The sequence below is a fragment of the Bacillus sp. RC240 genome, assembly GCF_044907945.1.
GTDB classification, from domain to species: Bacteria; Bacillota; Bacilli; order Bacillales; family Bacillaceae_G; genus Bacillus_A; species Bacillus_A mycoides.
Map to the genome: position 1 here is coordinate 232335 of NZ_JBIYCT010000002.1, position 24820 is coordinate 257154.

Here is a 24820-nt window from a genome sequence, read left to right on the forward strand (position 1 = left end):
CACTTGTATTCTGTATAGTTGCTACTTATACGATAAGAAATTAGAATGGCTGAAAATACACACAAAAAAACCGTCCACATATTTTGAGGGCGGTTTTCATTATTATACGAGGGCTTCTACTGTATGAAATGATTGTCCTTTCGTGCCAATAATACCGAAAATCGGTAAGTCACTCAGCACCACTTCTTCTTGCTGTTTCATAAAAGATGACGTTAATTGTTTTATCTCTATCCAAACGTCATTAATACAAAGTACATTGGAATCGTTCTCTTGTTGGCGAGAAAAAATAGAATCTATTTTATATAAACCAGCATTTTGAAAAAGCATATCAATGCGACTAAATGCATTCAAAGTAATACTGATAACGCGTTGCCAATCTCCTTGCTTTCCCATATCATAGGATACAAAAAGTGCTTCTCCGCCTAGATTCGTAATTTCCTCCACTGTTGCTTGTCCACTTTCTTGATCAATGTCCGTCACAATTACTTTTGCGCCTTGTTTAGCCAACAAAAGAGCTGTATTACGTCCAATACCGATGCCACCGCCAGTTACGATAGCAACTTTCCCTGCAAGCTTCATTTTCATTACCCCTTCTATAAGTCTTACCGTCATTCAGTATACTCTTTTATTATATTAGTCCGCAAGCAGGAAAAGTTTACTCCACAACTTGTAAGCGATTACTTTTCTGTTTCTTTTTTTTTCTTACTATTATATTGATCGAAGGTTAAACCAATAAAAATAAGAATCCCCCAAAATATTAAGCTACCTCCAGTCATTCTAAATCCCCCTTTGTTATATAATGATATTATTTATATCCATAATACCATTATCTTAATTTTCAATCTATTTAAAACGAAAATAGGATGTTTGAATTAGCTACAGCTTCTTTAAACATCCATCAATAATATGGAGGGTATTATATAGGAAATATCCGCCCTATATCAATTCCATTTATCTAATTTTCCAAAAAAAAAGATAATGATGAAATTTTTCACGAAATTAAAAATAAGACTTTTTATATACAAACGATAAAAAGTCTTATTTCATTAGTAGCACGTATAATCTAAATATTAATTATACAAGACTCATCACTTTCGTCTTTGCAATTAAATCATGGAAGCCACAATTATCTTTGCGGAATAACATCATATATACATTGCATATTAATGGAACTCCAAGTAATAATATGCTTGGTAATAATAATACCAAAAATCGTATTATTAATGTTTGTAACGTTAGTTTTTCACTTGTTAACGAGATTATTTTTGTTCTTGTTACCTTTTTACCAAGTGTAGAACCGTTCCAAAGAAAAGGTAACACAATAAAATTTATAGCCATTAATACGAAAACAAGTGTAAGGTCATATCTATAGTCACCTAAACTTATATTAAAACGATTGAAAATAGCACTATAGTTTCCGGTAATAATAGCTACTACTGCACCGTACGTAACCGAGATTAAAAACATGTCAATAAGGGAAGCACCTATGCGATTCATTACAAGCGCTGGACGATGCATCTTTAACTTCATTTTGTGTCGACTCCTTCATATCCTTCTTTACCCGTCTCATCGTACCACTTCTAAAAAACATTGTAAACTGGCGTTTCGCTTACTTTTCTTGTACAATGTGTTACAACAGCACTGTAAAGGAGGTTCCCATATTGAAAAGATGGATAATCCTATTTGCCGCACTCTTATTAACAGGTTGTACAGGCAATACAAACCATTTGACCTATACAATTAACGATGAATATGAACTCATACATACTTCTGGAGATGCATTTGAACTTTTCCCATCGCAGGATGCTGTATATGCTACACAATACATCCCTGCAAAAATTACAGAAATTGCTTGGGACGATAAATACATTATCACAAAGCAAATTGAGGAAAAATCAGATCCAAATAATCCTGACGCAGCAATTACAAATAAAAAAAGTGAACATTATTGGATCATCGATGTAAAGCATAATAAACGATTTGGTCCTTATAATGAAAAACAATTTAACGAGCAAAAAGATGCTTTTAAAATTACAGTTCCTTTTCAAAGTGTAGATTCATATGTGAAAGAGCTAAAAAAACAGTCAGCATAACTTTTTATGCTGACTGTTTTTGCTTAAATTATTATAAAGACACTTTATTTAGAGAGTGAAATATTAAAAGTTTGCGGTTCTTTAACAGCTTCATTTGTGTCTCCTGCTGCTAAATCATCTGTCGTAAACTTAATATCCTTTACTTTTTCTTTTCCATCATCAAGTATTAAACCGATAATTCCTTCTCGTGTCTCACCAGGCCTATAATCTTCCCTTGAAACACTCTTTGTACCAACGAGCGTATCTTCATCATATAAAAAGTTTTGAGTCGCTACATTAAAATGTTGTTTGTCATTTATAGCAACATCATTCATAGAGAAAAATTGCATGTTCTTATCTCCACTATTCTCTACCTTATATGTAATTTCAACATACCGAATCGTATCGCTAATCTCTGTTCCACTTAACGATGCATATAATTCAGCATCTTCTTGACTCACTTTATCTCCCAATCTACGCTTTACTTCTTCAGGAGTTAATGCAGTATACACTTTCAATGTATTTTTTGCCTCTTTGCTCATTTGTGATAATGAGATAACTTTAACGTCTTGTACGTGAATTTTCATTGGGGCTACTTCAAATGTCTGATTCACAGAATGAATCTGTTCTAATTCAAATGTCCCCCACCCTTTTTCTTTCACTTTTTGTCCTACTTTTTTAAGCTCACGCCCACCATACTCTTTTGTTTCTGGAATAGATTCTTTCTTTTTAGGTTCTGCCTTCTTTTCTTCTTGCTGGAAGCAACCACTTAACATAAGAAGAAAACTGCATAAAACAAAAATACTTTTCCATGCTTTCATCATTTAATTTCTCCTAACACTATCATTCATTAATATAAATTAGTCCCTTGATTTGTAAACTATAGAAACAATAAGAAGTCCACAAAACGAACTTGTCAGTCCAGATACTATTATACCTCCTATTTGGAAAATATGAAAATAGGGGTCTAATAACGCGTGAACGATAAATATAATAATCGCCACAACGATAGATGAAGCCCAATATTTCTTTTTTTCCGAAGTTAAACTAGTATCTTGATCAGTTTCCCTCCTATATTTCCATAGTACATATATTAGTAATAGTAGACCAAAACACGTACTCCCATGCTGTAAAAATTTATAAATCGGAATACTATATACTTCTTGCTGTAACAGCGGTATTTTCATAACAAAATAGCCTGTCTTATGAGTAAAAGCATCCCAGACGACATGCGTCACCATACCGAATAAAGCAGAATAGCAAAATACAAAAAAGTCCTTCCAAGTATATAGCCCCCACTTCGCATCTACTACATATTTATAGTAATTAGCAAAAGGCTTAGGTAAATGTGTTATAAACGGTCCTTTTAAAATACGATGATATCCATATGCTAATAAAAAAACGAGTGGTAAATTCAAATAGAAGAAACCAGCCCATGTATGGCCAATAATACCGTATGGCCTAAAATATAAAAAATATTCAAAATCAGGTGCCATACTACCCAATATAAGAGCCGTCACCGAAATATAACTAGAATGTTTCTTAGCAAAAGGGAGAACAGCTGCTGGATGTGCAAATGTAAACGGCATATTTTAACTCCTTTTCATATTTCCAATAGAATACATATTATCATAACGACATGAATAATCTCCATGCAATATTTATTTTCACATTGGAATATGATAGTTTAAATGTTATAATTCACATAAAATATTCAGAAAATAAAGGGGGTCACGTGTCGTTAACACTTGTATTTTTTCTTGTTCTGTCTACCTTGTTTTTAAGTACATACATTGGCTTCTTTCTATGGAAGCACTTGAAAATTATAAAATATATGCCTGCCCTCTTTGGCTTTATGAGCGTTCTTTTCATTTTCATATGGAAGAGAATGACTTTCAGCTGGGAAGGGCTTGGTTTTGGCGCACTTCAATATACAATATTACTAGCAAGTTGTATTACACTTGTATTCGCTGCTTTTTTAGAAACAAAATCCGTTATGAATTGAGGTTTATATATTGATTGAAACACCCTTTTTAAAAAGCGTCTCATTACAAAAAGAAAATATCCCTAGCTTTTCCGCATATCCATACTGCTTACCGGCTATACGAACATTACAATCACTCCTTTTCCATCCGAATGTAACATTCATTATTGGAGAAAACGGAACGGGTAAATCAACATTACTCGAAGCGATTGCAGTTGCTTTAGGTTTTAATGCAGAAGGTGGAACGAAGAACTTCCGTTTTAACACGTACGATTCACATTCGTCTTTACATGAATACATTCGAATTTCAAAAAGTTTCAATACACCAAAAGACGGTTTCTTTCTTCGCGCTGAATCATTTTATAACGTTGCTTCTTATATTGATGAAATGGATGCTGATTTAGACGCACCCGGAAATCCAATTATTGACTCCTATGGTGGTACCTCACTACACAAACAATCACATGGTGAATCATTTTTCTCATTATTTATGAATCGTTTTTCAGGACAAGGTTTATACATTTTAGATGAGCCTGAGGCCGCTCTATCACCAATGAGGCAACTTTCTATGCTTATTCGAATGCACGAACTAGCGGAACAAGGTTCACAATTTGTTATCGCGACGCACTCTCCTATTTTAATGGCTTATCCTGAATCTACTATATACTCTTTAACTCAAGAAGGGATTCACGAATCGACATTAGAAGAAACGGAGCATTACCAAACGACGAAACTTTTCTTTGAAAATCGCGATCGATTATTTCATCACTTATTTGAGTCATAAAAAAAGAGGCAGCAATCGCTGCCTCTTTTTTATAATGCTTCTATAAATAAAGCTACTCCAATACCGCCTCCAACGCATAGAGAGGCAATACCTTTTTCTAATCCACGTCGTTTTAATTCGTGAATTAAACTTACCGTAATACGAGCTCCTGTACAACCGATTGGATGTCCAAGTCCTACACCACTACCGTTTACATTCACTTTCTCACGGTCTAACCCTAACTCTTTCTCTACAGCTAGGTATTGTGCAGCGAAAGCTTCATTAATTTCAAGTAAATCTGCATCTTCTAATGACCAATCTACTTTTTCTAACCCTTTGCGAATTGCTGGTGCTGGTCCAATACCCATAATTTTCGGATCTACACCTGCTACTGAATATCCAACAATTCGAGCTAACGGTTGTAAGCCTTTTTCTTTCGCCTTTTCTTCACTCATTAATACTAAAACGGCACTTCCGTCATTAAGACCAGATGAATTCCCTGCAGTTACTGATCCATCTTTACGGAAAGCTGGTTTTAATCCTGCTAATTTTTCAGCTGTAATATCTGCACGTGGATGTTCATCCTTTGCAAATACAACTTCTTTTCTACGTTCTTTTATTGTAATAGGAACAATTTGGTCGTCAAAGTATCCAGACTCCATCGCTTGCAGCGCTAATGTATGACTACGAAGCGCAACTTCATCTTGTTCCTCTCTTGTAATTTCATATTGTTCAACTAAATTTTCCGCTGTTTCACCCATCATAATATGGTGAATCGGATCTTCTAAAACTTCCCACACCGTATCACGAATTTCTCCGTGCTGTAGACGTTGTCCCCAGCGGTGTTGTTTTAATGCATAAGGGCTCGAGCTCATTGCTTCTACTCCACCTGCAACAACAATATCACTTACACCTAATTGGATTTGCATTGCAGCAGACATAATTGCTTGCATACCTGAAGAACATTGACGTTGAATTGTATAACCAGTAACTGTGTCAGGAAATCCTGCCGCTAATGCAGCTGTTCTTGCTGTATTTGCTTCATCAGTTCTTTGAATACAATGACCTAAAATTACTTCATCAACTTCATGTGGCTCTACTCCGCCTCTTTTTACAGCTTCCTGAAGTACAGGAACAGCTAATTCTACTGGTGTTATATTTTTTAGTGCTCCTCCGAAAGTTCCAATAGGTGAACGAACTGCAGCTGTAATGACAACATTATGCATTTTGTACTTGCCCCTCTCTTATGTACCCTAGTAAGTTTTTAGGTGAAATCCCATAAGTTGTATGTCTAAAATTATCATACTATAAACATACCAAAAAATCAAAATATTTAATATAATAAAAATAGAAGGAATTAACCTTCTATTCTGTCAATGCGTATAAGAATTTTTGTAATATCTTCTCTGTCGTTTCATTCAATTTTGGTAACTTATCTACTGGAAAATATTGAAGTTGTAACCCTTCATGATCGAGCTTTAATTCTCCGCTTACATGATGTGCCTGATACAGATGAATCACATTAAAAATTTCATCTCCATTTGGATAACGGAAATAAACTTCCTTTCCTGAAAGAACGCCAAGAAATTGCATAATTTTCGCGTTTAGTCCCGTCTCCTCGAATAATTCTCTACGAGCAGTTTCTTCTGTCGTTTCTCCCAGTTCCATTGCCCCACCAGGTACGCCCCAATCATATGTATCTGAACGATATTGAAGCAATACTTCTTGATTATCATTTAATATAATAATTGCCGATCCTACTAAAATAAGTGGTCTCGTACCAACTACTTTGCGTAACTCTTCAATATACCCCAATATGTAAACTCCCCTTTCCTCACCCTTCCTTATCATAACAAAATTCTCTTTCTTTTGTTGCTGTAATTTTCAATAAAAAAGGAAGCTTCCACTTCCTTTTTTTACCGTTATCCTGCTATTTGCGGGCGGTAAGACCCCTACCTCAAAATTCAGCGAAAGTAAAGAAGTTAGGTGGGGATCGGGCTGCCCATAAAAGCCCGATTGGTGAGGGCTGATAATCAGTGGGCGATGAACAAAACCCCCACTGATTAAAGTTTCACTTTATTTCTTAAAGCTTTCGTATTTTACAACTTCAAAAGCTTCTTCAATTTCCTCACTATGATAATGGACATATGTAAAACGCCCTAATTCTACTAACCTAGCTATTTCTTGCAATGCTTTATGCTGATCATATGTTTCTTCAATTGTAATATGTACATAAAACTTCATTAATGGATGTTCATATAAAGGTTCTCCCACCTCTACATATACATCTTCAACCCCTTGCACAACTCTTACATAGCTCGCAAATTGATAAAGAGCTTCTCTGTCTGAAACGATTTTTAATGTATACATATATTCTCCCCCTTTTCTTTACTATATCAAAAAGCAGACCATACTACGTTATAGAACTATGAAATTTTTTCGACTTGTATTATATATATTCGTGCGATAAACAAGGCGTTTATCCATACATAGAATCTTTTCCCACATATATTATAGGAAGAATTTGTTCATTTGAGGTGTTCCTTATGGATTCATACGTTAATATATGTGTTTGCATTACTCCAGGCGCCGATATTTCTGACGACCGTATTGCAAAAGATTTAGCAGTTGCAGAATCAATTTGGCATCCCATTACATTTCAAATTAAAGAAGTAATTGTACTAAACGAACTTTTCCGTTTTTCTAATCGGGAAATTAGTTATAAAAACTCCATTCAAAGTCAGGAAAAATTATCATCCTTTTTTCAAACTTGTGTTAACGAAGCTCCTGAATGTGACCTTTATATTTGTTATATTGGTAGTGATTATTTCAAAGAAACCGCAGTAATCGCTTGCGCTTACTCTCTAGCGAAACAACAACAACTTACTGGTTACATCGTTTTAACAAACTCAGCTGCTCCAATGAAAAATATATACACCCTCGCTCACGAAATTGGTCATATTTTATTTACAAGACGAATTCATGGAAAACTTACTCATGCAGATCCTCATTCTCCAACTGGATCGGAGCACCACCCTTCTCCAACAAATCTTATGTATCCTATCGTCCCTCGCCCTGAAAACGTCCATATTCATTCCTTATTAACAAACGAACAAAAGGAACTCTCCTTACAAAGTTCTTTATTACAAAGAAAAAAACAGTAACGATCTTGTTACTGTTTAAAACAACATATTCCAATCAACAAACCAAATACCGGCTGCGAGGAATAAAAATAGGCAACTAAACGTAAACGTAATTCCTCTGAAAATCCCAATATAATATTTCTTTGGAAATACTTTTTTGCATATCCAGAGCAGCCCTTTTCCTATTAAACCGAAGAACAAAACATAACCTGATGTGTCATCTAATAAAGTATCGAAATAGTCATCATGCATCTTTTTTGTGAAAACGGTATAGATCCCTAATATTGCTAATCCTAGAAACAGAATAGTTAATATACATATAATCATTATTTGCATATGAATGCCCTTTTTTCTAATTTTGTGTGAATTTTTAAAAGCATATAAATAACGACTAAAAAAACTATTTGATGTATATACATTCCTATAATGCCTGATAAATCTAACATTACAAATATATATTCTAATGCAATTGGAACAAGCAAATAGAGCAAAGTAAACCAACCACCAAATTTAATATTTATAACGGCCGCGCTCAGAAATACAATACCTACAAGACCAAAGCTTTCTATAGCAGTAAATTGAATAAACGTTGTGCCATAAAAGTTATTTAGTAATGCAATACTGAAAATTGATAAAAACCATAGCACACTAGTTATATACATAATAATAAGTTCAGTTCTTTTCCGCTTAAACGCCGCTGTTCTCATCCCCCATATTAATACAATAATTCCTACAAAAATCATAATCGGATAGCCAATTAACTCAATTAAAGAATAAGACAAACGACGGTCGGCTGCACTAAAGAATACGCTCTTCATCATCGTGAAAGCCAATAAATTTACAATAAAGTAAAGTAATAATTTATAATTACCTTTTCTATCTATATCCATCTCTTCCGCAAGTTGATTAGCATATTCTTTTGGAGCATGACCAAATATATCACTTACCGTCTTTCCCTTCTTCTCACCTTCTATTAAATGTAGTTCTGCATCTTCTAAAAAGAATTTAATATCCTTCTCACTTATTCCTTTTACTCTTAAATAGGCTCCTGTGTTTTCCAAAAAAGTTCGTGACTCATGAGAAAGCATCGCATTCCCTCCTTCCAAACTACTAGTTTACACTTTTTCTCTCTTCAATTTTTAAAGACCATCTCATTAACCCATATATACTTCCATACATAAGTAATATCTTTGCAATTCCCCAAAATACATTTTTTTCTTCTAATCCTTTAAATATAAACATAATCGCTAAAGGAACAATTAGCACCAAAACACCCATCCAACCAAGGACATACACTTCTCCAACGAAAAGTAATAAAAAGATACTTGCTGCTAATATATATGTTTGCATTGTCGACAATTGCAAAATAGGTGTACCGTACCATTTATCAACAAACATCAATAATACTAATAGTAAAATGGGAACCATTACTATTATGTAAATAATCCCGAACTCTACAAATTTATTTTTAAAAGAAGACATTCTAAACGCAACAATGGTTCCAATAATCGTAATGATTAAGACGATAGGATAGCCAATTAACTGTATATTCGTTAGTGTAAATTGCTGATTTGGATTATTAAATAAAATATGAGTTAATATCCAATACCCGCCAATACCAATTATCATCGCAAGAATACTCTTTATACTCCCGCCTTTATCCTTCTCCATCTCTTTCGCTAATTCTTCTGCATATTCTTTTGGCGAATCACCAAATATATCACTTACCGTCTTTCCTTTTTTCTCACCTTCTATTAAATGTAGCTCTGCATCCTCTAGAAAAGCATCTACATCTTCTTCTTTAATTCCCTTCGTAATTAAATACACTTTCGTATCGATTAAAAACTTTTCCCCTTCTTTAGAAACTTGCATTAGAATCCCTCCCTTATTTAACCGTTTCTCTTCTATTCGTCTTCATCATAATTTCAACGAAAATTAAAATAAATAAACTTCCGTATAAACATATAATCTGAAATAACATCGGTATGAGATCTTCTGATGTAAATGTTTGAAACACTAACATAATAGAAAGAGGAATAATTAAATATAAATTTTTAAACCATCCTTCAAAATATATATTTATAGCTACCGTGAGGATAAAGATCCCTCCAGCTAATATATAACTTTGGACTAGAGTCAACGTAAACATCGTTGTAGGATATATCACATCTAATATCGTAACTGCTCCTAATAAAAACATTGGCGCAATCATGACTAAAAACCATGTTTTTGTAAAGCTTGTTACAAAGGTCATTTTACGAAGCAGAAAATTAGGACCCATTACAGCTAAAATCAATGTAAAACTATAGCCAATACACTGAATAAGTGAAATCTGTAGAATTCCGTTATTCACTATTAAGATAGAAGCAATAATCCAAAACGATACGACATTCATTACCGTAAAACCAATTTGCTTCCACGTTTCCTGTCTATCCCTTTCCATTACTTTTACAAGTTCATTTGCATATTCTTTCGGTGAGCTTCCGAAAATATCTTCTACACTTTTTCCTTCACCCTCACCTTCTATTAAATGCAACTCTGCATCTTCTAAAAAGCTTTCAATATCGCTTTCTTTCACACTCTTTGCAGTTAAAAATAATCTCATATCTAATAAAAAATTTCGCGCTTCATTTGATAACATTATTTTTTTCTCCCCTTCCCTTCAAGTAGACGCTCTACACTACTTTGCATCGCTTCCCAGCGATCCATAAATTCATCCAGTGCTTCCTCGCCTTTTTCTGTTAATGTATAATATTTTCGCTTTGGGCCAGATGGAGATTCCTTCATTACACTTGTTATTAATCCTTCCTTTTGCATTCGTATTAATAACGGATAAATACTTCCCTCACTCGCCATTGTGAAACCATACTTCGCTAATCTTTCACTCATTTCATAACCGTATATTTCACCTTCAGAAATAATAGCAAGTAAGCATCCTTCTAAAATCCCTTTCAGCATTTGACTTGTCGACATATTTCAAATCCTCCCACTATCTTGTTTTACAAGATAGATAAGCGTAAGTATCTTGCTTTACAAAATAGTATAGCAAACGCTACTTTGCAAAACAAGATAGCTAGCAATATTTTTCCAAATGTTTGCAGGGATTTTATTATCACCTCTCTAAATAGAGCAATAAGAGAACTTTTATTATGAAGGAGTGTTTTTCATCATGGTTACAAATCGAGTTGTCTTTTTAACAGGTGCTGCGAGCGGTATTGGTTATGAAATGGGAAGTGCTTTTGCCAAAGAGGGTGCTAAAGTTGTAATTAGTGATCGTCTTGAAGAACGTGCGAAAGAAGCTGCTGAACAATTGCAAAAAGAAGGCTATCAAGCCATTGGTTTAAAATGTGACGTTACATCTGAAGAAGAAATTACAGCAGCAATTTCTCAAACAGTTACTCACTTCGGCTCATTAGATGTATTAATTAACAACGCAGGAATGCAACATGTTTCACCGATTGAAGATTTTCCAACTGATAAATTCGAGCTTCTTATTAAAATTATGCAAATCGCTCCATTTATCGCCATCAAACATGCTTTTCCGGTTATGAAAAAGCAAAAATATGGTCGTATTATTAATGTTGCTTCGATTAACGGACTTGTTGGATTCGCTGGAAAAGCTGCCTATAATAGCGCGAAACATGGCGTAATTGGATTAACAAAAGTTGCTGCTTTAGAAGGCGCTACTCACGGAATTACTGTTAATGCGCTTTGTCCTGGTTATGTCGATACTCCCCTTGTACGTAATCAATTACAAGATTTAGCCACTACAAGAAATGTACCACTTGAAAATGTTTTAGAAGATGTCATTTATCCTCTTGTACCACAGAAACGTTTGCTACAAGTACAAGAAATTGCTGATTATGCTATGTTTTTAGCAAGTGAAAAAGCAAAAGGCATAACTGGCCAAGCTGTTGTTATCGATGGTGGATATACTGCTCAATAAAAAAATAAAGTTTGCTCTTCGCGAGCAAACTTTATTTTACTTTTTATCGCGAGGATCTTTCTACTTTAGTAATTGTTTAGGGAGTTTCTCAATTGCAACAATCACTCCGTCTAATTTACTTTCAATGCGATGTAGTAAATATAGCGTTACAACAATTGGAAACCCCACATTACCTATCATCCTGATCCACTCTTCCATCTTTCTCTCCTCCCTTCATTACATAAATAAGAGGAAAGGAAGACTTAAGGCATAAAAACAAGCTATTTTTTATTAACTTGTTTTTTAACTACTCGGCCATACATTTCATTTTTCAGCATATAGATTGCTACCATGAAGATACAAATGGTCCTACACCTTGCTACCTTTCTTTGTTTTAAAACGTTGCGCGTGGTAGGAACAGGCGCTGACCGCTCCTATACATAGCCAGTCCCTCTCGACCATTTAAAAACATGCTTTTCCACCATTTTTTTATATAGCGACTGAGCAGTTAGCTTATTTTTTCAAATAATGATGTAATTTCTTGCTTATAATCTCCACGTAAAATACCTTTCTCAGTAATAATCCCCGTAATTAATTCATGCGGTGTTACATCAAATGCAGGGTTAAATACAGGCGTTCCAAGTGGCGCCACTTGTTTCCCAAAAATTTTCGTAACTTCTGTTTCATCTCTTTCTTCAATGACAATTTCAGCACCTGTTTGTTTCGTAGTATCAAATGTAGATAACGGTGCTGCAACGTAAAATGGGATACCGAAATACTTTGCTAATATAGCTAAATTTAATGTTCCTATTTTATTAGCAGTATCACCGTTTTCAACGATTCGATCTGCCCCTACGATAATCGCATTAATTTCTTTCGTTCGAATTGCATGTGCTGCAGTATTATCCGTAATAAGCGTTACATCAATGTCTGCTTGTTTCAATTCCCATGTCGTTAAACGACCACCTTGTAAAACCGGCCTCGTTTCACACGCATACGCATGTAAACGCACACCCTTCTCTTTCCCAATATAAAATGGGGCTAACGCTGTTCCATATCTAGCAGTTGCAATACTTCCAGCGTTACAAATTGTTAAAATTTTATCACCGTCTTTAAAACATGTTAAAGCATGTTCTCCAATACTTCGGCACACCATTTCATCCTCTTGCTGAATATGAAGCGCTTCTTCTTCTAATATTTTTTGAGCTTCTTTTATTGTAGTAATCTCTCGAATAGATTCTCTCATACGATCGATTGCCCAAAATAAATTGACTGCTGTCGGGCGTGATGTTCCTAAATAGTTACAATCTCTATTAAACTTCTTTTGAAACTCATCGATATTTATAGCATCGTATTTCTTTGCCGCAAGCGCCAAACCAAACGCAGCTACAATTCCAATTGCAGGCGCTCCTCGTACTTCTAACATAATGATACTTTTCCATACATCTTCAATATTCGTTAATGTTTTGTATTCAGTGACATGCGGCAACTTTGTTTGATTTAATACTGCAATTGCATCGCCTTTCCAACTTACAGATCTCGGAATAGTAATAATTGTACTCATGCTTTTACGCCTCCAACTGTCTGTTGAAATAATGTTCGAAACAGTTGAATATCAGCACACTTGGCTTCATATTTTATTAGTTCTCTACCTAAGGATAACGCTTGTTTTTTAGCTTGAATTCTTTTTTCTTTATTTGCTATCCCATCTAAATCCGCTACATGAGCTAAACCAATTGTTCTACGAATCAGTTCACATCCCGCAAATCCGACGGCATCAGTAAAGATATTTTGCAAAATAATTGGTAACCATTGTTTTTCTTTCGTATATGCTTCTACACCTTCTCCAATCCATAACTTCGTAAAGTTTTCTACAAAATAACTCCATGTCTTTTCTATATGGAAAAATAGTACACTTCTCTTTTCTTCTTCTCTAGATAAAGCATTTAATAATAGATTTGCAATAAATTGACCGATATCAAATCCAAATGGACCGTACGTTGCAAATTCTGGATCAATCACTTTCGTTTCAGAAGGTGATGAAAAAATACTACCAGTATGTAAATCACCATGAATAAGCGCTTCTTTTCTCGTTAAAAACTTATATTTATATTGTGCTACTTTTAGTTTTAAAGTTTTGTCACTCCAAAGTTCATCAATCACTGACTGTAAATCTGACTCATAATCATTTGTATCGTAATGTCCAAACGGATCCGTAAAAACTAAATCTTCTGTAATTTTACTAAGGTCTGGATTTATAAATGTACCTTCTAGTACCCTTTTCTCTTCTGACTGTAAACCGAAATCTGAAGTATAAAACAAAACATGTGCTAGAAAACGACCGATATGCTGGGATAAAAGTGGATATCCTTCTCCATCTATTAATCCCTTTCTTGTAATTGTTAATCTTGATAAGTCTTCTATGACTGTAACTGCTAACTCTTCATCATGACTGTACACTACCGGAACATAATCTGGCACATACTTCGCGAAAATTTGTAATGCTTTACTTTCAATCGTCGCTCTTTTTATAGACAGTGGCCAGCTCTCACCAACGACTTTCGCATATGGCAGTGCTTGTTTTATTATAATAGACTTCTCTCCATCATCTAATTTGAACACGTAATTTAAATTTCCATCTCCAATTTCATGACAAACTACATTTGCTTTCTTTTCAAAATAACCGTGTTCTTTCGCATATTGTATAGCTGTTGTTTCAGTTAATGAATAATATCCCATCTTCTTCTCCTCCTTTTCATTCAGAGGTTTTTCTAAAATAGAAAAACCCCTTTCCACAAAGAAAGAGGTTTGAAGTTTATCTTCTCCCCTCTTATCTGCCAGAAAGTTTACTTTCTGCTGGAATTAGCACCGTGCCTTTTGGCGTCATAAACGCCCCATTTCACAATGGTATTACGGTCGGTTGCTGGGCTTCATCGGGCCAAATCCCTCCACCTGCTCTTGATAAGAGTTGCATATTTTTTGAATTTTTAACTTTATGATGAAGACTATACCAAGAATAAAAATCACTTGTCAACATTTTATTTATATAATTCTGGACGGCGATCTGCAAAAACTGGGATTCCTTTACGTACCTCTTTAATCTTCTCGAATTTAAGCTCTCCAAATAAAATAGATTCCTCTTCATTTGCCTCTACCACAACCTCACCCCACGGATCGACAATTAAAGAATGACCCGCAAACTCATTATTCGGATCCTTTCCCGCCCTATTACATGCTACAACATAACACTGATTTTCAACTGCTCTTGCTTGTAATAGCAAGCGCCAATGTGCTAAACGAACTAATGGCCATTCTGCTACAACAAATAAAACTTTTGCACCTTTAGCAGTATGAACGCGCATCCACTCTGGAAAACGAATATCATAACAAATTGTGCCAGCACACTCTATATCATCTAACTTAAATTCGCCTGTACTATTTCCAGCGATTAAATATTTATGTTCATCCATAAGCTGAAATAAATGTACTTTACTATATTCATTGACTAGCTGACCTTTATTAGTTACAACATACATTGTATTTGTGACACCTTGCTCTGTTTGCTTTGCTATGGAACCACCAACAATATGTACACCGTATTGCTTCGACCATTCTTTTAGCATTTCTTTCGTTTCTAATCCATCCGTATCTGCAATTTCAGAAAGCCTTGTTAAATCATATCCCGTTGTCCATAGTTCTGGTAAGACGACAACGTCTGGTTTCTCCTTCATCGCTTCGCTTATTTTATTTTTAGCGCTCTCAATATTTTTTTCTACATCTCCAAAAGCAATATCCATTTGAATACATGCGACTTTCATTTTGTCATCCCCATTCTTAATTTTTTTCTTTACAAAATACTGGAAAGATTATATCATTTGTCACTAGAATTGTAACAACTTTCAAAAGAGGTGGAAAGTATGAAATTATTTCAACCTTCTGAGATAGTAACATCATTGCCAACACAATTTTTCGCTTCACTTGTTGCAAAAGTTAACAAAGTCGTTGCAGCTGGTCACGATGTTATTAATCTAGGACAAGGTAATCCAGATCAACCAACACCGCAGCATATCGTAAAAGCTTTACAAGATGCTGCCGAAAAGACCATTCATCATAAATATCCGCCATTTCGCGGACATGAAAGCTTAAAAGAGGCCGTGGCAACATTCTATAAACGTGAATACGGCGTAGAATTAAATCCAAAAACTGAAGTTGCTATTTTGTTTGGCGGAAAAGCTGGATTAGTAGAATTACCACTTTGTTTTACAAACCCTGGCGATACCATTCTCGTTCCAGATCCAGGTTATCCAGATTATTTATCCGGAGTTGCTTTAGCAAAAGCGCACTTTGAAACAATGCCGCTTATTGCAGAAAATAATTTTTTACCAGATTATACAAAAATTGATGACTCTATTGCCAAGAAAGCAAAGTTAATGTTTTTAAACTATCCTAATAATCCTACCGGTGCTACAGCATCAAAAGATTTCTTTGATGCAACAATTCATTTTGCTAATAAACATAATATATTAGTTGTTCATGATTTTGCTTACGGTGCTATCGGATTTGATGGTCAAAAGCCCGTTAGTTTCTTGCAAGCAGATGGCGCCAAAGATGCAGGAATTGAAATTTATACATTATCAAAAACTTTCAATATGGCTGGATGGCGTATTGCTTTTGCAGTAGGGAATGAAAGTGTCATCGAAACAATTAACTTATTGCAAGATCATATGTATGTTAGTATTTTTGGTGCAGTTCAAGATGCTGCCCGCGAAGCACTATTAGGCTCGCAGTCTTGTGTGGTAGAACTTGTTAATAGTTATGAATCTCGAAGAAATGCTCTTATTAAAGCTTGTCACTCGATTGGTTGGAATGTAAATATTCCAACCGGATCATTCTTTGCATGGCTTCCTGTACCAGAAGGCTATACATCTGAGCAATTTTCTGATATTTTGCTAGAAAAAGCACATGTCGCTGTTGCCCCTGGTATTGGATTTGGTGAGCACGGCGAAGGGTATGTTCGTGTTGGTCTCTTACATACAGAAGATCGATTACGAGAAGCAATTAATCGAATTGATAAATTAAATTTTTTCAAAAAGTCATTGACAACATAAAAAAAATCTGACAAAATTCAGTTATCTTAAAAATTTAAACATTTCTAAATACTTCTTATCAAGAGCAGGTGGAGGGACGAGCCCGACGAAACCCGGCAACCGATCTACAATTGTAGACACGGTGCTAATTCTCGCAGCGTTACGCTGACAGATAAGGAGCTGGTTGTAAAAAAACCTCTCCTTAGCTGAGAGGTTTTTTTATTTAACTAGGAGGGTATAACAATGAGCGGAATTATAGCGACGTATTTAATCCATGATGATTCACATAACTTAGAAAAAAGGGCCGAGCAAATTGCACTCGGTTTAACAATTGGCTCTTGGACTCATTTGCCACACTTATTGCAAGAGCAACTAAAACAGCATAAAGGTAACGTCATCCATGTTGAGGAATTAGCTGAACAAGAACATACCAATTTGTATTTACGTAAAAAAGTAAAGCGCGGGATTATTAAAATCGAATATCCGTTATTAAACTTCAGTCCAGATTTACCAGCGATTTTAACAACTACATTCGGAAAGCTATCACTTGATGGCGAAGTGAAATTAATTGACTTAACATTTTCAGACTACTTAAAACAGTATTTCCCTGGTCCAAAATTCGGGATAGATGGTATTCGAAATCTTTTACAAGTGCATGATCGTCCCCTTTTAATGAGTATTTTTAAAGGCATGATTGGACGAAATATTGGGTATTTGAAAACGCAATTACGCGATCAAGCAAGTGGTGGTGTAGATATAGTAAAAGATGATGAAATATTATTTGAGAATACATTAACACCACTTACGAAACGCATTGTATCTGGAAAAGAAGTTTTACAATCAGTATATGAAACATACGGACATAAAACGTTATATGCCGTAAATTTAACAGGACGAACTTTTGATTTAAAAGAAAATGCGAAACGCGCAGTGCAAGCTGGGGCTGATATTCTATTATTTAACGTATTTGCTTACGGACTAGATGTACTACAATCACTTGCAGAAGATGATGAAATCCCAGTTCCCATTATGGCACACCCTGCTGTAAGTGGTGCTTATTCCGCATCGAAGTTATATGGAATCTCGTCTCCATTATTACTTGGAAAGCTACTTCGCTATGCTGGGGCTGACTTTTCATTATTCCCATCTCCATACGGAAGTGTTGCGTTAGAAAAAGAAGAAGCTCTCAACATTTCAAAACATTTAACTGAAGACGATGCATTTTTCAAGAAAAGTTTTGCTGTTCCATCTGCTGGTATTCACCCTGGTTTCGTTCCCTTTATTCTACGAGATTTTGGCAAAGGTGTTGTTATTAATGCTGGCGGTGGGATACACGGACATCCGAATGGGGCGCAGGGCGGTGGTAAAGCTTTCCGTACTGCAATTGATGCTACTTTACAAAATAAACCACTCCATGAGGTAGATGAAGTGAATTTACATAGCGCATTACAAATATGGGGAAATCCCTCACATGAGGTGAAATTATGAGTATTCAAGTGTTTTGTGATTTCGATGGCACGATTACGAATAATGATAACATTATGTCCATTATGGAAAAGTTCGCACCACCAGAAGCAGAGGAAATAAAGCAAAAAATTTTATCTCAAGAACTTTCTATTCAAGAAGGTGTTTCTCAATTATTCCGATTAATACCTATTAATCTACACGATGATATTATTCAGTATTTACAAGAAACTGCTGAAATCCGTACAGGTTTTCATGAATTCATACAATTTATTAATGAAAATAACATTTCCTTTTACGTTATATCAGGTGGAATGGATTTCTTCGTCTATCCACTCTTACAAGGAATCATTCCAAAAGAGCAAATTTACTGTAATGCAACTGACTTTTCAGGAGAATTTGTTGAAGTTAAATGGCCGCACCCTTGTGACGAGCAATGTCAGCATAGTTGCGGTCTCTGTAAATCATCATTAATTCGTAAACTAAGCTCTAAAGATGATTTTCATATTGTGATAGGAGATTCCATTACTGATTTACAAGCAGCAAAACAAGCAGATAAAGTATTCGCCCGTGACTTCCTTATTACAAAATGTGAAGAAAATCATATTGCTTATACATCCTTTAACACATTTCACGATATTCAAGTCGAATTACAACATTTGTTGGAGGTGAAATCATGAAACAACTTTTTCGTCAATGGTATGACTTAAGTGAAATAAAAAAAGAATTAACAACTCGGAATTGGTTTCCAGCAACGAGTGGAAATATTTCTATAAAAGTCAGTCATGATCCACTTACTTTTCTTATTACAGCAAGTGGTAAAGATAAAACAAAAACTACTCCAGATGATTTTCTATTAGTAGATCATCTAGGGGTTCCCGTATTAGAGACTGAATTACGCCCTTCAGCAGAAACAATATTGCATACACATATTTATAACAATACGAATGCCGGGTGCGTACTTCATGTTCATACAACTGATAATAATGTCATCACAAATTTATATAGTGATGCAGTCACCCTTCAAAATCAAGAAATTATTAAAGCTCTCGATATTTGGGAAGAAGGTGCAACGATTAACATTCCTATTATCGAAAACCATGCCCATATCCCAACGCTTGGAGAAAACTTCCGAAAGCATATACAAGGAGATTCGGGAGCAGTATTAATCCGTAACCATGGTATTACCGTATGGGGCCGAGATAGCTTTGATGCAAAGAAAAGATTAGAAGCTTATGAGTTTTTATTCCAATTTCATATAAAACTATTATCAATTCAAGGAGGCGTTTCTAATGGCGCAAATTCGTATTCATGAAGTAAATACTCGTATCGAAAATGAAGTGGAAGTATCTAAATTTCTACAAGAGGAAGGCGTTTTATATGAGAAATGGAACATCTCTAAGCTTCCTACTCATTTAAATGAAAATTATTCGTTAGCAGATGAAAACAAGGCTGAAATATTAGCTGTGTTTTCAAAAGAAATCGCTGATGTTTCAGCGCGCCGAGGTTATAAAGCTCATGATGTAATTTCACTTTCAAATGGCACACCTAACCTTGACGAATTATTAATTAATTTCCAAAAAGAACACCATCATACTGACGATGAAGTTCGCTTTATTGTCAGCGGTCATGGCATCTTCGCTATTGAAGGAAAAGATGGTCGATTCTTTGACGTTGAACTTGAGCCTGGTGATCTTATATCTGTACCTGAAAATGCAAGACATTATTTTACCTTACAAGATGATCGCCAAGTTGTAGCTATTCGTATTTTTGTTACAACAGAAGGTTGGGTTCCAATTTATTAAGGTAGCTAGTTGAATAAAAGATTGGAACCCCTTTTCCAATCTTTTATTCACTCTACATATATACATCCTCCTATGGAACAGGCTTATTTCATAACATTGAAGTAAGCCTGATTTTTTATTTATTAAAATAATTTGTCCCTTTCGTTTATTCAAATCAAATATCTCAAATCACGCTTCCATTTTATCAAGTATATTTCGGAACACTTTTTGAACATTTATTGAACTTTTTTTGAATTTTTTCTGAAAATTCTGTTTTGTGTATGATATACTACAACTAATAAGAAGGAAAAGAATATTGCAAGCAGAGGGGGATAATCATGAGTTTACTTATCGCACTTATACTAGGGGTTTCATGCGGAGCTATTCCTGTCATTTTAGGAGCTATTATGGAAGAATTAGAAGTTGGTGTTTTAGGTTTTGTCGCATCTTGTGTAAGCGCTTTATTTTTCGGTTTGTACGGTGCTATTCCTATTTCTATCCTGTGCGCATTTTATATAGTACGCCATGCTCGTGCGAAACAGTTTGGTCCTAATCACATTGCACAAGTTATTCCATTCCCAATTGAACGATGCCGCCGAGCTTCCAGCCTATAAATTATCCAACTTAAATATTATGCCTGCCTAAATAAATAAAAAGTCCTCAAATGAGGACTTTTTATTTATTTTCTTCTAGAAATTGAAACAATTCTTGCAAATGAAGTGCATCTTCACTGTAGCTAACGGATACATGACATGTCCCTTCAATCTCAGCATGCATATAAAGGACAATTCCATCCCGATCATATTTCAATGCCAAATAAAACTCCATTTCCTCTAACATCTTTTTCGAGCTTCGGATAACATAATGCCCTTTCTCATCTCTTCCATATTCAAAATCTGGTCCAAAATCGTATTTTTGTTTAAAAGCTTCTTTTTGCTTATCATTAATCTGTACACAAGTTGCTCGCTGCACAGCATCAATCATCTCGTCAAACTTTTGGAGATCCATTCCATTTACCCCCTTATATACTTTTTGTATAATACTTGTGTTCCGCTATTCTCTTTTCCATCTGCGATTAGCTCTTCATACAATTCCTTCGCTAGGGTTAAACCCGGTACTGGTAATTGTAATTTTTCAGCTTCATCTAAAGCAATCTTCATATCTTTCATAAAATGCTTTACATAAAAGCCAGGTTCAAAATCTCCTTTTAACATTCGAGGAGCTAAATTACTTAATGACCAGCTACCTGCTGCTCCTGTCGAAATACTCTCTAATACTTTATCTGCATTAAGTCCAGCCTTTTTCGCATATGCTACCGCTTCACATACTCCTATCATGTTAGAAGCAATTGCTATTTGATTGCACATTTTTGTATGTTGTCCACTCCCAGCAGGGCCTTGCAACTGAATATTTGTTCCTAGTTTTTCAAATAGAGGTAAGCAAATATCATATATTCTGTTCTCTCCACCGACCATAATTGCTAGTCTTGCTTCTTTAGCCCCAATGTCCCCGCCAGATACTGGTGCATCTAATGTATATATATTCTTGCTTTTCGCAACTTCATTAATACGTTTTGCCAATGTTGGTGTAGATGTTGTAAAGTCAATTGCTATCGTACCTTCATTTGCATGTTCTAAAATTCCATCTACCCCAAAGTACACTTCTTCTACATCATGAGGATAACCAACCATCGTCATAACAACATCAACTTGCTTTACTAACGCTTTCGGTGTATCACACCAAGTCGCACCCTCTTGCACTAAAGAATCCGCTTTTTCTTTCGTTCTATTATATACATATACTTTATAACCACTTTGCATTAAATGGTTAACCATACTTTTTCCCATTACACCAATACCAATGAAACCTATTGATAAATTTTTATTTTCCATCTTCTCATCCCCTTTGTTCTAATAAATCATTTACCATCTTTCGGAACTCTTTATTAAAATCATCATCCATACTATTTTTCACATTTGAAAATAAAATAACAAAAGTTCCTTTTTCTTTATTAAAATTATTGAAAGTGTTCCAACCAGACAGTACACCATGGTTATGGAAATAATCTGGATATATGTAAAAGCTAAATGCATATTTTCTTTCTTGTGAAGGTGTAAACATCGCTTGTATACTTTGTTCAGAAAGAAGCTTTCCATTTATAATCGCTTCATCTAATTTTTTCATATCCCCTACTGTCGTATACATCTCACCCGATCCATATAACCAGTCCATTCCTAATTTTTGTGCTGGTACAAGATCTTGGTCTTTCTTCACATAACCCTTCGTGAAGTTTTTATCTCCAGGCACCATATTTCCCATACCTGATTCATGCATCTCGGCCTTTGTAAATATATTTTCTTTTACATAGTCTCCTAAAGGCTTTTTCGTTATATTTTCTATAATATAAGCGAGCACCATATAATTATAATCCGTATACTTCCAACCTGTTCCTGGTGGAAACTCTAATTTTTGACTTCCAATCCAAGTTACTAAATTTATACGTGAAGCTACATTAACCTTCCCTTTCCCATTTTCCGGTAAACCAGATGTATGCGTTAATAAGTGATATAACGTGATGTGTTTATCTGCTGGAAATGAAGGAATGTATTTATTTACATTATCTTGGATATTTAACTTCCCTTGTTCTTGTAACTGTAGAATGGATGTAGCAACAACTGTTTTCGTAATAGAACCGATACGATATTTTGTTTGAGGCGTATTTTCTATTTTATTTTGAACATCAGCATATCCATATCCTTTATTCAATATAACATGCTCTTTATCTGTCACCAAAACTGTCCCATTAAATTGCTTTCCTACTAAATACTGATCTAACTTTTGAGATATACTAGCATAATCAATTTTTTGTACTTCTTCTATATTATCCTGTACCTCTGACTCAATAGCAGGAGTTACCTTTGTTGTTAATACTGCTTGTTCCTTTGAATCGGGACTATAGAGAAAATAGTATACTCCGCCGCAAACTACAGCAGACAGTGAAGCCATAACCATTATTTTTTTTATCATATTGTTCCTCCGTAATTACTTCATGTGAACTACCCACCACTTAGTCTCTCTTGCGAGCTTACTTGAAGTGGGAGCTTATCGGTTAAGATGGTCCCCCATATTCTATTATCAAGTAATAAAAAAAAATCGCAACAATTTGTTGCGAAAAATCACATTTTTTCTTTTCTATATATACATACTTGATTTTTCCCATTTTTTTTCGCTTCATATAACGCAATATCCGCTCTTTGCATTAACTCTTCTCTTGTAATCCCTTGCTCATATAACGCAACTCCAAAACTCGCTGTTAATTTCGAAATTCCAGAGAAATGCTTTGTTTCAATGAAAAATCGCAATGATTCCGCAACTTGAAACGCTTCTTTTTCTACCGTATTTGTCACTAATATTATAAATTCCTCTCCTCCCCATCTTGCAAATACATGTTGATCTTCAACTTTAGATTTCATAAGATCTGCAAGTTGTACTAATGCTAAATCGCCAAAATCATGACCATATGTGTCATTTACTGATTTAAAATTATCTATATCAAACAAAATAAGTGCTAATTTTTCATCGTTACGTATTGCATTGTCCCACTCTACCTCTAGTATTTGTTGGAACTTCAAACGATTATAAACCTCTGTCAATGAATCTATCATAGCAAGTCTTTCTTGCTCTTGATAGATTTCGTCTAATTCTGTAATCTCTGTGCATTTTACTATAAATCGCGATAAATCTTCTGGTAATGGTGTCGCACGTAATAGAAAAGTAAATGCTTCTCCTTCATAATTGTACATTTTAATTCTTCTTCCATTTGATAAAGTATCATCCAGCCATGTTATATCGTGAGTCGTCGAATAATATCCGTTCTCTCTAATAAGATGTTCTGCAAACACTAAATGTTGTTCACGATACGTAAATAAATTATCATGTCCGAAGAATTGTAAAAAATTCGTATTACAATCAACAATCTCATCATCTTCTACTATAAATAATAAATCATTTTGAAAATCAAACATCGTTTGAAGCAATTCTTGTTGTAAACCTACTTGCCGCACTAAAGTAAGTTGATATAAACTCTTATTCACTTCCTCTAGTACCACTTGTGGAGTTACTGGTGCTATAACAATATTACGTATTCCTAACAGTAGTAAATCTGCAAACTCATTGTTTATCTGTTGATCCCAAATGATAATGAATGTACTCCGTGAATCATATATATTCTTTATATATTTTATTTGAGCAAAATCTGTTACATACATAATTACAATATGTGGTCTAGTTCTATGAAACAATATTTCTCCTTCTTCAAAACTATTTGCTATAAACATACATTTTGGATGGACGTTTTCTATCGTTTGTTGATGTGTACATCCATCTTCTATATAAAGGACATTCAACTGAAGATCTTGTAATACATTTTGGAAAACAGTATTCTCTAATAAAAAATGTAGTATGTTCATCACTGGTCTTCACTCACTTCATATATCTTGTTTTACTGAATTCCTCACAATCATTTTATAAAGAATTGTGAGGAACTCATATTAACAAGCTAATTGAGAATGTTATCTTCGCTTATCTGCTCTGGAAAT

The 24820-nt window shown here is 34.8% G+C and carries 32 protein-coding genes and 2 riboswitches; of the genes, 11 read left to right on the forward strand and 21 right to left on the reverse strand.

All coding sequences use genetic code 11. The features are described 5' to 3' along the window. Nucleotides 1–102: 102 nt before the first annotated feature. The 3 genes from ABH955_RS09055 to ABH955_RS09065 all read right to left on the reverse strand — a co-directional run bounded on the left by ABH955_RS09055 (nt 103) and on the right by ABH955_RS09065 (nt 1530). Complete coding sequence (locus tag ABH955_RS09055; protein ID WP_000218424.1) at nt 103–612, reverse strand: SDR family NAD(P)-dependent oxidoreductase; 510 nt, start codon at nt 610–612, stop codon at nt 103–105. A 65-nt stretch (nt 613–677) separates the two neighbouring features. Next, nucleotides 678–776: a hypothetical protein gene (locus tag ABH955_RS09060; protein ID WP_002142992.1), complete on the reverse strand. Its 99-nt coding sequence runs from the start codon at nt 774–776 to the stop codon at nt 678–680. Nucleotides 777–1074: 298 nt separating this feature from the next. After that, on the reverse strand, nt 1075–1530 hold the full coding sequence (locus ABH955_RS09065) for an RDD family protein (RefSeq protein WP_002014800.1): 456 nt from the start codon (nt 1528–1530) through the stop codon (nt 1075–1077). A gap of 131 nt (nt 1531–1661) precedes the next feature. On the opposite strand from ABH955_RS09065, the gene ABH955_RS09070 reads away from it, so the two are divergent. After that, a complete protein-coding gene (locus tag ABH955_RS09070) occupies nt 1662–2093 on the forward strand; it encodes a DUF3997 domain-containing protein (RefSeq protein WP_002033805.1) in 432 nt (143 codons plus the stop codon). Between the two features lie 44 nt (nt 2094–2137). On the opposite strand, the gene ABH955_RS09075 is transcribed toward ABH955_RS09070, so the two are convergent. Together ABH955_RS09075 and ABH955_RS09080 are read right to left on the reverse strand one after the other, a co-directional pair. After that, entirely contained in the window at nt 2138–2896 is a 759-nt protein-coding gene (locus tag ABH955_RS09075) for a hypothetical protein (protein ID WP_002066932.1), read from the reverse strand. A gap of 36 nt (nt 2897–2932) precedes the next feature. Next, on the reverse strand, nt 2933–3661 hold the full coding sequence (locus ABH955_RS09080) for a DUF4184 family protein (RefSeq protein WP_404491045.1): 729 nt from the start codon (nt 3659–3661) through the stop codon (nt 2933–2935). 146 nt (nt 3662–3807) lie between these two features. On the opposite strand from ABH955_RS09080, the gene ABH955_RS09085 reads away from it, so the two are divergent. After that, nucleotides 3808–4077, forward strand: coding sequence for a hypothetical protein (locus ABH955_RS09085; protein WP_242246960.1), 270 nt, complete (start codon nt 3808–3810; stop codon nt 4075–4077). 10 nt (nt 4078–4087) lie between these two features. Beyond that, a complete protein-coding gene (locus ABH955_RS09090) occupies nt 4088–4840 on the forward strand; it encodes an AAA family ATPase (protein ID WP_404453932.1) in 753 nt (250 codons plus the stop codon). 29 nt (nt 4841–4869) lie between these two features. On the opposite strand, the gene ABH955_RS09095 is transcribed toward ABH955_RS09090, so the two are convergent. From ABH955_RS09095 to ABH955_RS09105, 3 genes are all read right to left on the reverse strand, one after another. After that, nucleotides 4870–6045, reverse strand: coding sequence for an acetyl-CoA C-acetyltransferase (locus tag ABH955_RS09095; protein ID WP_002128911.1), 1176 nt, complete (start codon nt 6043–6045; stop codon nt 4870–4872). Between the two features lie 139 nt (nt 6046–6184). Then, nucleotides 6185–6634 (reverse strand): NUDIX hydrolase, encoded by a 450-nt coding sequence (locus ABH955_RS09100; protein WP_033708394.1) that lies wholly within the window; start codon nt 6632–6634, stop codon nt 6185–6187. Between the two features lie 261 nt (nt 6635–6895). Continuing rightward, nucleotides 6896–7189, reverse strand: coding sequence for a DUF3928 family protein (locus tag ABH955_RS09105; RefSeq protein WP_404453935.1), 294 nt, complete (start codon nt 7187–7189; stop codon nt 6896–6898). Nucleotides 7190–7365: 176 nt separating this feature from the next. Here ABH955_RS09105 and ABH955_RS09110 point away from each other — a divergent pair, with 176 nt between their 5' ends. Continuing rightward, complete coding sequence (locus ABH955_RS09110) at nt 7366–7983, forward strand: ImmA/IrrE family metallo-endopeptidase (RefSeq protein ID WP_113937160.1); 618 nt, start codon at nt 7366–7368, stop codon at nt 7981–7983. 15 nt (nt 7984–7998) lie between these two features. On the opposite strand, the gene ABH955_RS09115 is transcribed toward ABH955_RS09110, so the two are convergent. From ABH955_RS09115 to ABH955_RS09135, 5 genes are read right to left on the reverse strand one after another with little or no spacing between them, the layout of a single operon-like run. Further along, complete coding sequence (locus ABH955_RS09115; RefSeq protein ID WP_404491046.1) at nt 7999–8298, reverse strand: DNA-binding protein; 300 nt, start codon at nt 8296–8298, stop codon at nt 7999–8001. Further along, complete coding sequence (locus ABH955_RS09120) at nt 8289–9050, reverse strand: DUF1129 domain-containing protein (protein WP_404453941.1); 762 nt, start codon at nt 9048–9050, stop codon at nt 8289–8291. Before ABH955_RS09120 ends, ABH955_RS09115 begins: the two co-directional genes overlap by 10 nt. 22 nt (nt 9051–9072) lie before the next feature. After that, entirely contained in the window at nt 9073–9834 is a 762-nt protein-coding gene (locus ABH955_RS09125) for a DUF1129 domain-containing protein (RefSeq protein WP_219303461.1), read from the reverse strand. A gap of 13 nt (nt 9835–9847) precedes the next feature. Further along, entirely contained in the window at nt 9848–10603 is a 756-nt protein-coding gene (locus ABH955_RS09130) for a DUF1129 domain-containing protein (protein WP_404444850.1), read from the reverse strand. After that, nucleotides 10603–10935 carry a PadR family transcriptional regulator gene (locus ABH955_RS09135; protein WP_002014879.1) on the reverse strand — a complete coding sequence of 111 codons (333 nt, stop codon included), beginning with the start codon at nt 10933–10935 and terminating at the stop codon, nt 10603–10605. The genes ABH955_RS09130 and ABH955_RS09135 overlap by 1 nt, the downstream gene beginning before the upstream one ends. A 196-nt stretch (nt 10936–11131) precedes the next feature. Between ABH955_RS09135 and ABH955_RS09140 the strand changes: the two genes are divergently transcribed. Beyond that, the gene (locus tag ABH955_RS09140) at nt 11132–11908 is read left to right on the forward strand and encodes a 3-hydroxybutyrate dehydrogenase (protein ID WP_404444845.1); all 777 of its coding nucleotides are present in this window, start codon (nt 11132–11134) and stop codon (nt 11906–11908) included. Between the two features lie 60 nt (nt 11909–11968). Here ABH955_RS09140 and ABH955_RS09145 read toward each other — a convergent pair whose 3' ends face one another. From ABH955_RS09145 to ABH955_RS09160, 4 genes are all read right to left on the reverse strand, one after another. Then, nucleotides 11969–12106: a YvrJ family protein gene (locus tag ABH955_RS09145; protein ID WP_000393342.1), complete on the reverse strand. Its 138-nt coding sequence runs from the start codon at nt 12104–12106 to the stop codon at nt 11969–11971. Nucleotides 12107–12395: 289 nt separating this feature from the next. Then, nucleotides 12396–13451 (reverse strand): S-methyl-5-thioribose-1-phosphate isomerase, encoded by a 1056-nt coding sequence (gene mtnA, locus ABH955_RS09150; RefSeq protein ID WP_404444841.1) that lies wholly within the window; start codon nt 13449–13451, stop codon nt 12396–12398. Next, on the reverse strand, nt 13448–14626 hold the full coding sequence (gene mtnK, locus ABH955_RS09155) for an S-methyl-5-thioribose kinase (RefSeq protein ID WP_404491047.1): 1179 nt from the start codon (nt 14624–14626) through the stop codon (nt 13448–13450). The genes mtnA and mtnK overlap by 4 nt, the downstream gene beginning before the upstream one ends. 88 nt (nt 14627–14714) lie before the next feature. After that, nucleotides 14715–14855, reverse strand: a riboswitch (SAM riboswitch). A 70-nt stretch (nt 14856–14925) separates the two neighbouring features. Continuing rightward, nucleotides 14926–15705, reverse strand: a complete 780-nt coding sequence (locus ABH955_RS09160; protein WP_404491048.1) for a carbon-nitrogen family hydrolase — start codon at nt 15703–15705, stop codon at nt 14926–14928. A gap of 99 nt (nt 15706–15804) precedes the next feature. On the opposite strand from ABH955_RS09160, the gene ABH955_RS09165 reads away from it, so the two are divergent. The 6 genes from ABH955_RS09165 (at nt 15805) to ABH955_RS09190 (ending at nt 20836) form a co-directional block, all read left to right on the forward strand. Beyond that, the gene (locus tag ABH955_RS09165; protein ID WP_404444832.1) at nt 15805–16995 is read left to right on the forward strand and encodes a pyridoxal phosphate-dependent aminotransferase; all 1191 of its coding nucleotides are present in this window, start codon (nt 15805–15807) and stop codon (nt 16993–16995) included. A 52-nt stretch (nt 16996–17047) separates the two neighbouring features. Further along, nucleotides 17048–17153, forward strand: a riboswitch (SAM riboswitch). Between the two features lie 64 nt (nt 17154–17217). After that, on the forward strand, nt 17218–18462 hold the full coding sequence (mtnW, locus tag ABH955_RS09170) for a 2,3-diketo-5-methylthiopentyl-1-phosphate enolase (protein WP_404444829.1): 1245 nt from the start codon (nt 17218–17220) through the stop codon (nt 18460–18462). Then, entirely contained in the window at nt 18459–19118 is a 660-nt protein-coding gene (locus tag ABH955_RS09175) for a 2-hydroxy-3-keto-5-methylthiopentenyl-1-phosphate phosphatase (RefSeq protein WP_242246988.1), read from the forward strand. The genes mtnW and ABH955_RS09175 overlap by 4 nt, the downstream gene beginning before the upstream one ends. Further along, nucleotides 19115–19753: a methylthioribulose 1-phosphate dehydratase gene (locus ABH955_RS09180; RefSeq protein WP_044442765.1), complete on the forward strand. Its 639-nt coding sequence runs from the start codon at nt 19115–19117 to the stop codon at nt 19751–19753. Before ABH955_RS09175 ends, ABH955_RS09180 begins: the two co-directional genes overlap by 4 nt. Beyond that, the gene (locus tag ABH955_RS09185) at nt 19731–20243 is read left to right on the forward strand and encodes a 1,2-dihydroxy-3-keto-5-methylthiopentene dioxygenase (RefSeq protein WP_002165123.1); all 513 of its coding nucleotides are present in this window, start codon (nt 19731–19733) and stop codon (nt 20241–20243) included. Before ABH955_RS09180 ends, ABH955_RS09185 begins: the two co-directional genes overlap by 23 nt. A gap of 317 nt (nt 20244–20560) precedes the next feature. Further along, a complete protein-coding gene (locus ABH955_RS09190) occupies nt 20561–20836 on the forward strand; it encodes a hypothetical protein (protein ID WP_002165122.1) in 276 nt (91 codons plus the stop codon). Nucleotides 20837–20897: 61 nt separating this feature from the next. On the opposite strand, the gene ABH955_RS09195 is transcribed toward ABH955_RS09190, so the two are convergent. The 4 genes from ABH955_RS09195 to ABH955_RS09210 all read right to left on the reverse strand — a co-directional run bounded on the left by ABH955_RS09195 (nt 20898) and on the right by ABH955_RS09210 (nt 24691). Beyond that, nucleotides 20898–21230, reverse strand: coding sequence for a DUF3909 family protein (locus tag ABH955_RS09195; protein ID WP_002014892.1), 333 nt, complete (start codon nt 21228–21230; stop codon nt 20898–20900). A 5-nt stretch (nt 21231–21235) separates the two neighbouring features. Beyond that, entirely contained in the window at nt 21236–22114 is an 879-nt protein-coding gene (locus ABH955_RS09200; protein WP_078184384.1) for an NAD(P)-dependent oxidoreductase, read from the reverse strand. Nucleotides 22115–22118: 4 nt separating this feature from the next. After that, the gene (locus ABH955_RS09205; RefSeq protein ID WP_219303469.1) at nt 22119–23249 is read right to left on the reverse strand and encodes a serine hydrolase domain-containing protein; all 1131 of its coding nucleotides are present in this window, start codon (nt 23247–23249) and stop codon (nt 22119–22121) included. Between the two features lie 149 nt (nt 23250–23398). Further along, nucleotides 23399–24691 carry a GGDEF domain-containing protein gene (locus tag ABH955_RS09210; protein WP_404444821.1) on the reverse strand — a complete coding sequence of 431 codons (1293 nt, stop codon included), beginning with the start codon at nt 24689–24691 and terminating at the stop codon, nt 23399–23401. Nucleotides 24692–24820 lie beyond the last annotated feature (129 nt).

Coding starts and splice junctions, on each gene's coding strand:
- ABH955_RS09055 (WP_000218424.1), bottom strand. CDS start 612: ATGACGGTAAGACTTATAGAAGGGGTAATGAAAATGAAGCTTGCAGGG.
- ABH955_RS09060 (WP_002142992.1), bottom strand. CDS start 776: ATGACTGGAGGTAGCTTAATATTTTGGGGGATTCTTATTTTTATTGGT.
- ABH955_RS09065 (WP_002014800.1), bottom strand. CDS start 1,530: ATGAAGTTAAAGATGCATCGTCCAGCGCTTGTAATGAATCGCATAGGT.
- ABH955_RS09075 (WP_002066932.1), bottom strand. CDS start 2,896: ATGATGAAAGCATGGAAAAGTATTTTTGTTTTATGCAGTTTTCTTCTT.
- ABH955_RS09080 (WP_404491045.1), bottom strand. CDS start 3,661: ATGCCGTTTACATTTGCACATCCAGCAGCTGTTCTCCCTTTTGCTAAG.
- ABH955_RS09095 (WP_002128911.1), bottom strand. CDS start 6,045: ATGCATAATGTTGTCATTACAGCTGCAGTTCGTTCACCTATTGGAACT.
- ABH955_RS09105 (WP_404453935.1), bottom strand. CDS start 7,189: ATGTATACATTAAAAATCGTTTCAGACAGAGAAGCTCTTTATCAATTT.
- ABH955_RS09110 (WP_113937160.1), top strand. CDS start 7,366: ATGGATTCATACGTTAATATATGTGTTTGCATTACTCCAGGCGCCGAT.
- ABH955_RS09115 (WP_404491046.1), bottom strand. CDS start 8,298: ATGCAAATAATGATTATATGTATATTAACTATTCTGTTTCTAGGATTA.
- ABH955_RS09120 (WP_404453941.1), bottom strand. CDS start 9,050: ATGCTTTCTCATGAGTCACGAACTTTTTTGGAAAACACAGGAGCCTAT.
- ABH955_RS09125 (WP_219303461.1), bottom strand. CDS start 9,834: ATGCAAGTTTCTAAAGAAGGGGAAAAGTTTTTAATCGATACGAAAGTG.
- ABH955_RS09130 (WP_404444850.1), bottom strand. CDS start 10,603: ATGTTATCAAATGAAGCGCGAAATTTTTTATTAGATATGAGATTATTT.
- ABH955_RS09135 (WP_002014879.1), bottom strand. CDS start 10,935: ATGTCGACAAGTCAAATGCTGAAAGGGATTTTAGAAGGATGCTTACTT.
- ABH955_RS09140 (WP_404444845.1), top strand. CDS start 11,132: ATGGTTACAAATCGAGTTGTCTTTTTAACAGGTGCTGCGAGCGGTATT.
- ABH955_RS09145 (WP_000393342.1), bottom strand. CDS start 12,106: ATGGAAGAGTGGATCAGGATGATAGGTAATGTGGGGTTTCCAATTGTT.
- mtnA (WP_404444841.1), bottom strand. CDS start 13,451: ATGAGTACAATTATTACTATTCCGAGATCTGTAAGTTGGAAAGGCGAT.
- mtnK (WP_404491047.1), bottom strand. CDS start 14,626: ATGGGATATTATTCATTAACTGAAACAACAGCTATACAATATGCGAAA.
- ABH955_RS09160 (WP_404491048.1), bottom strand. CDS start 15,705: ATGAAAGTCGCATGTATTCAAATGGATATTGCTTTTGGAGATGTAGAA.
- ABH955_RS09165 (WP_404444832.1), top strand. CDS start 15,805: ATGAAATTATTTCAACCTTCTGAGATAGTAACATCATTGCCAACACAA.
- mtnW (WP_404444829.1), top strand. CDS start 17,218: ATGAGCGGAATTATAGCGACGTATTTAATCCATGATGATTCACATAAC.
- ABH955_RS09175 (WP_242246988.1), top strand. CDS start 18,459: ATGAGTATTCAAGTGTTTTGTGATTTCGATGGCACGATTACGAATAAT.
- ABH955_RS09180 (WP_044442765.1), top strand. CDS start 19,115: ATGAAACAACTTTTTCGTCAATGGTATGACTTAAGTGAAATAAAAAAA.
- ABH955_RS09185 (WP_002165123.1), top strand. CDS start 19,731: ATGGCGCAAATTCGTATTCATGAAGTAAATACTCGTATCGAAAATGAA.
- ABH955_RS09190 (WP_002165122.1), top strand. CDS start 20,561: ATGAGTTTACTTATCGCACTTATACTAGGGGTTTCATGCGGAGCTATT.
- ABH955_RS09195 (WP_002014892.1), bottom strand. CDS start 21,230: ATGGATCTCCAAAAGTTTGACGAGATGATTGATGCTGTGCAGCGAGCA.
- ABH955_RS09200 (WP_078184384.1), bottom strand. CDS start 22,114: ATGGAAAATAAAAATTTATCAATAGGTTTCATTGGTATTGGTGTAATG.
- ABH955_RS09205 (WP_219303469.1), bottom strand. CDS start 23,249: ATGATAAAAAAAATAATGGTTATGGCTTCACTGTCTGCTGTAGTTTGC.
- ABH955_RS09210 (WP_404444821.1), bottom strand. CDS start 24,691: ATGAACATACTACATTTTTTATTAGAGAATACTGTTTTCCAAAATGTA.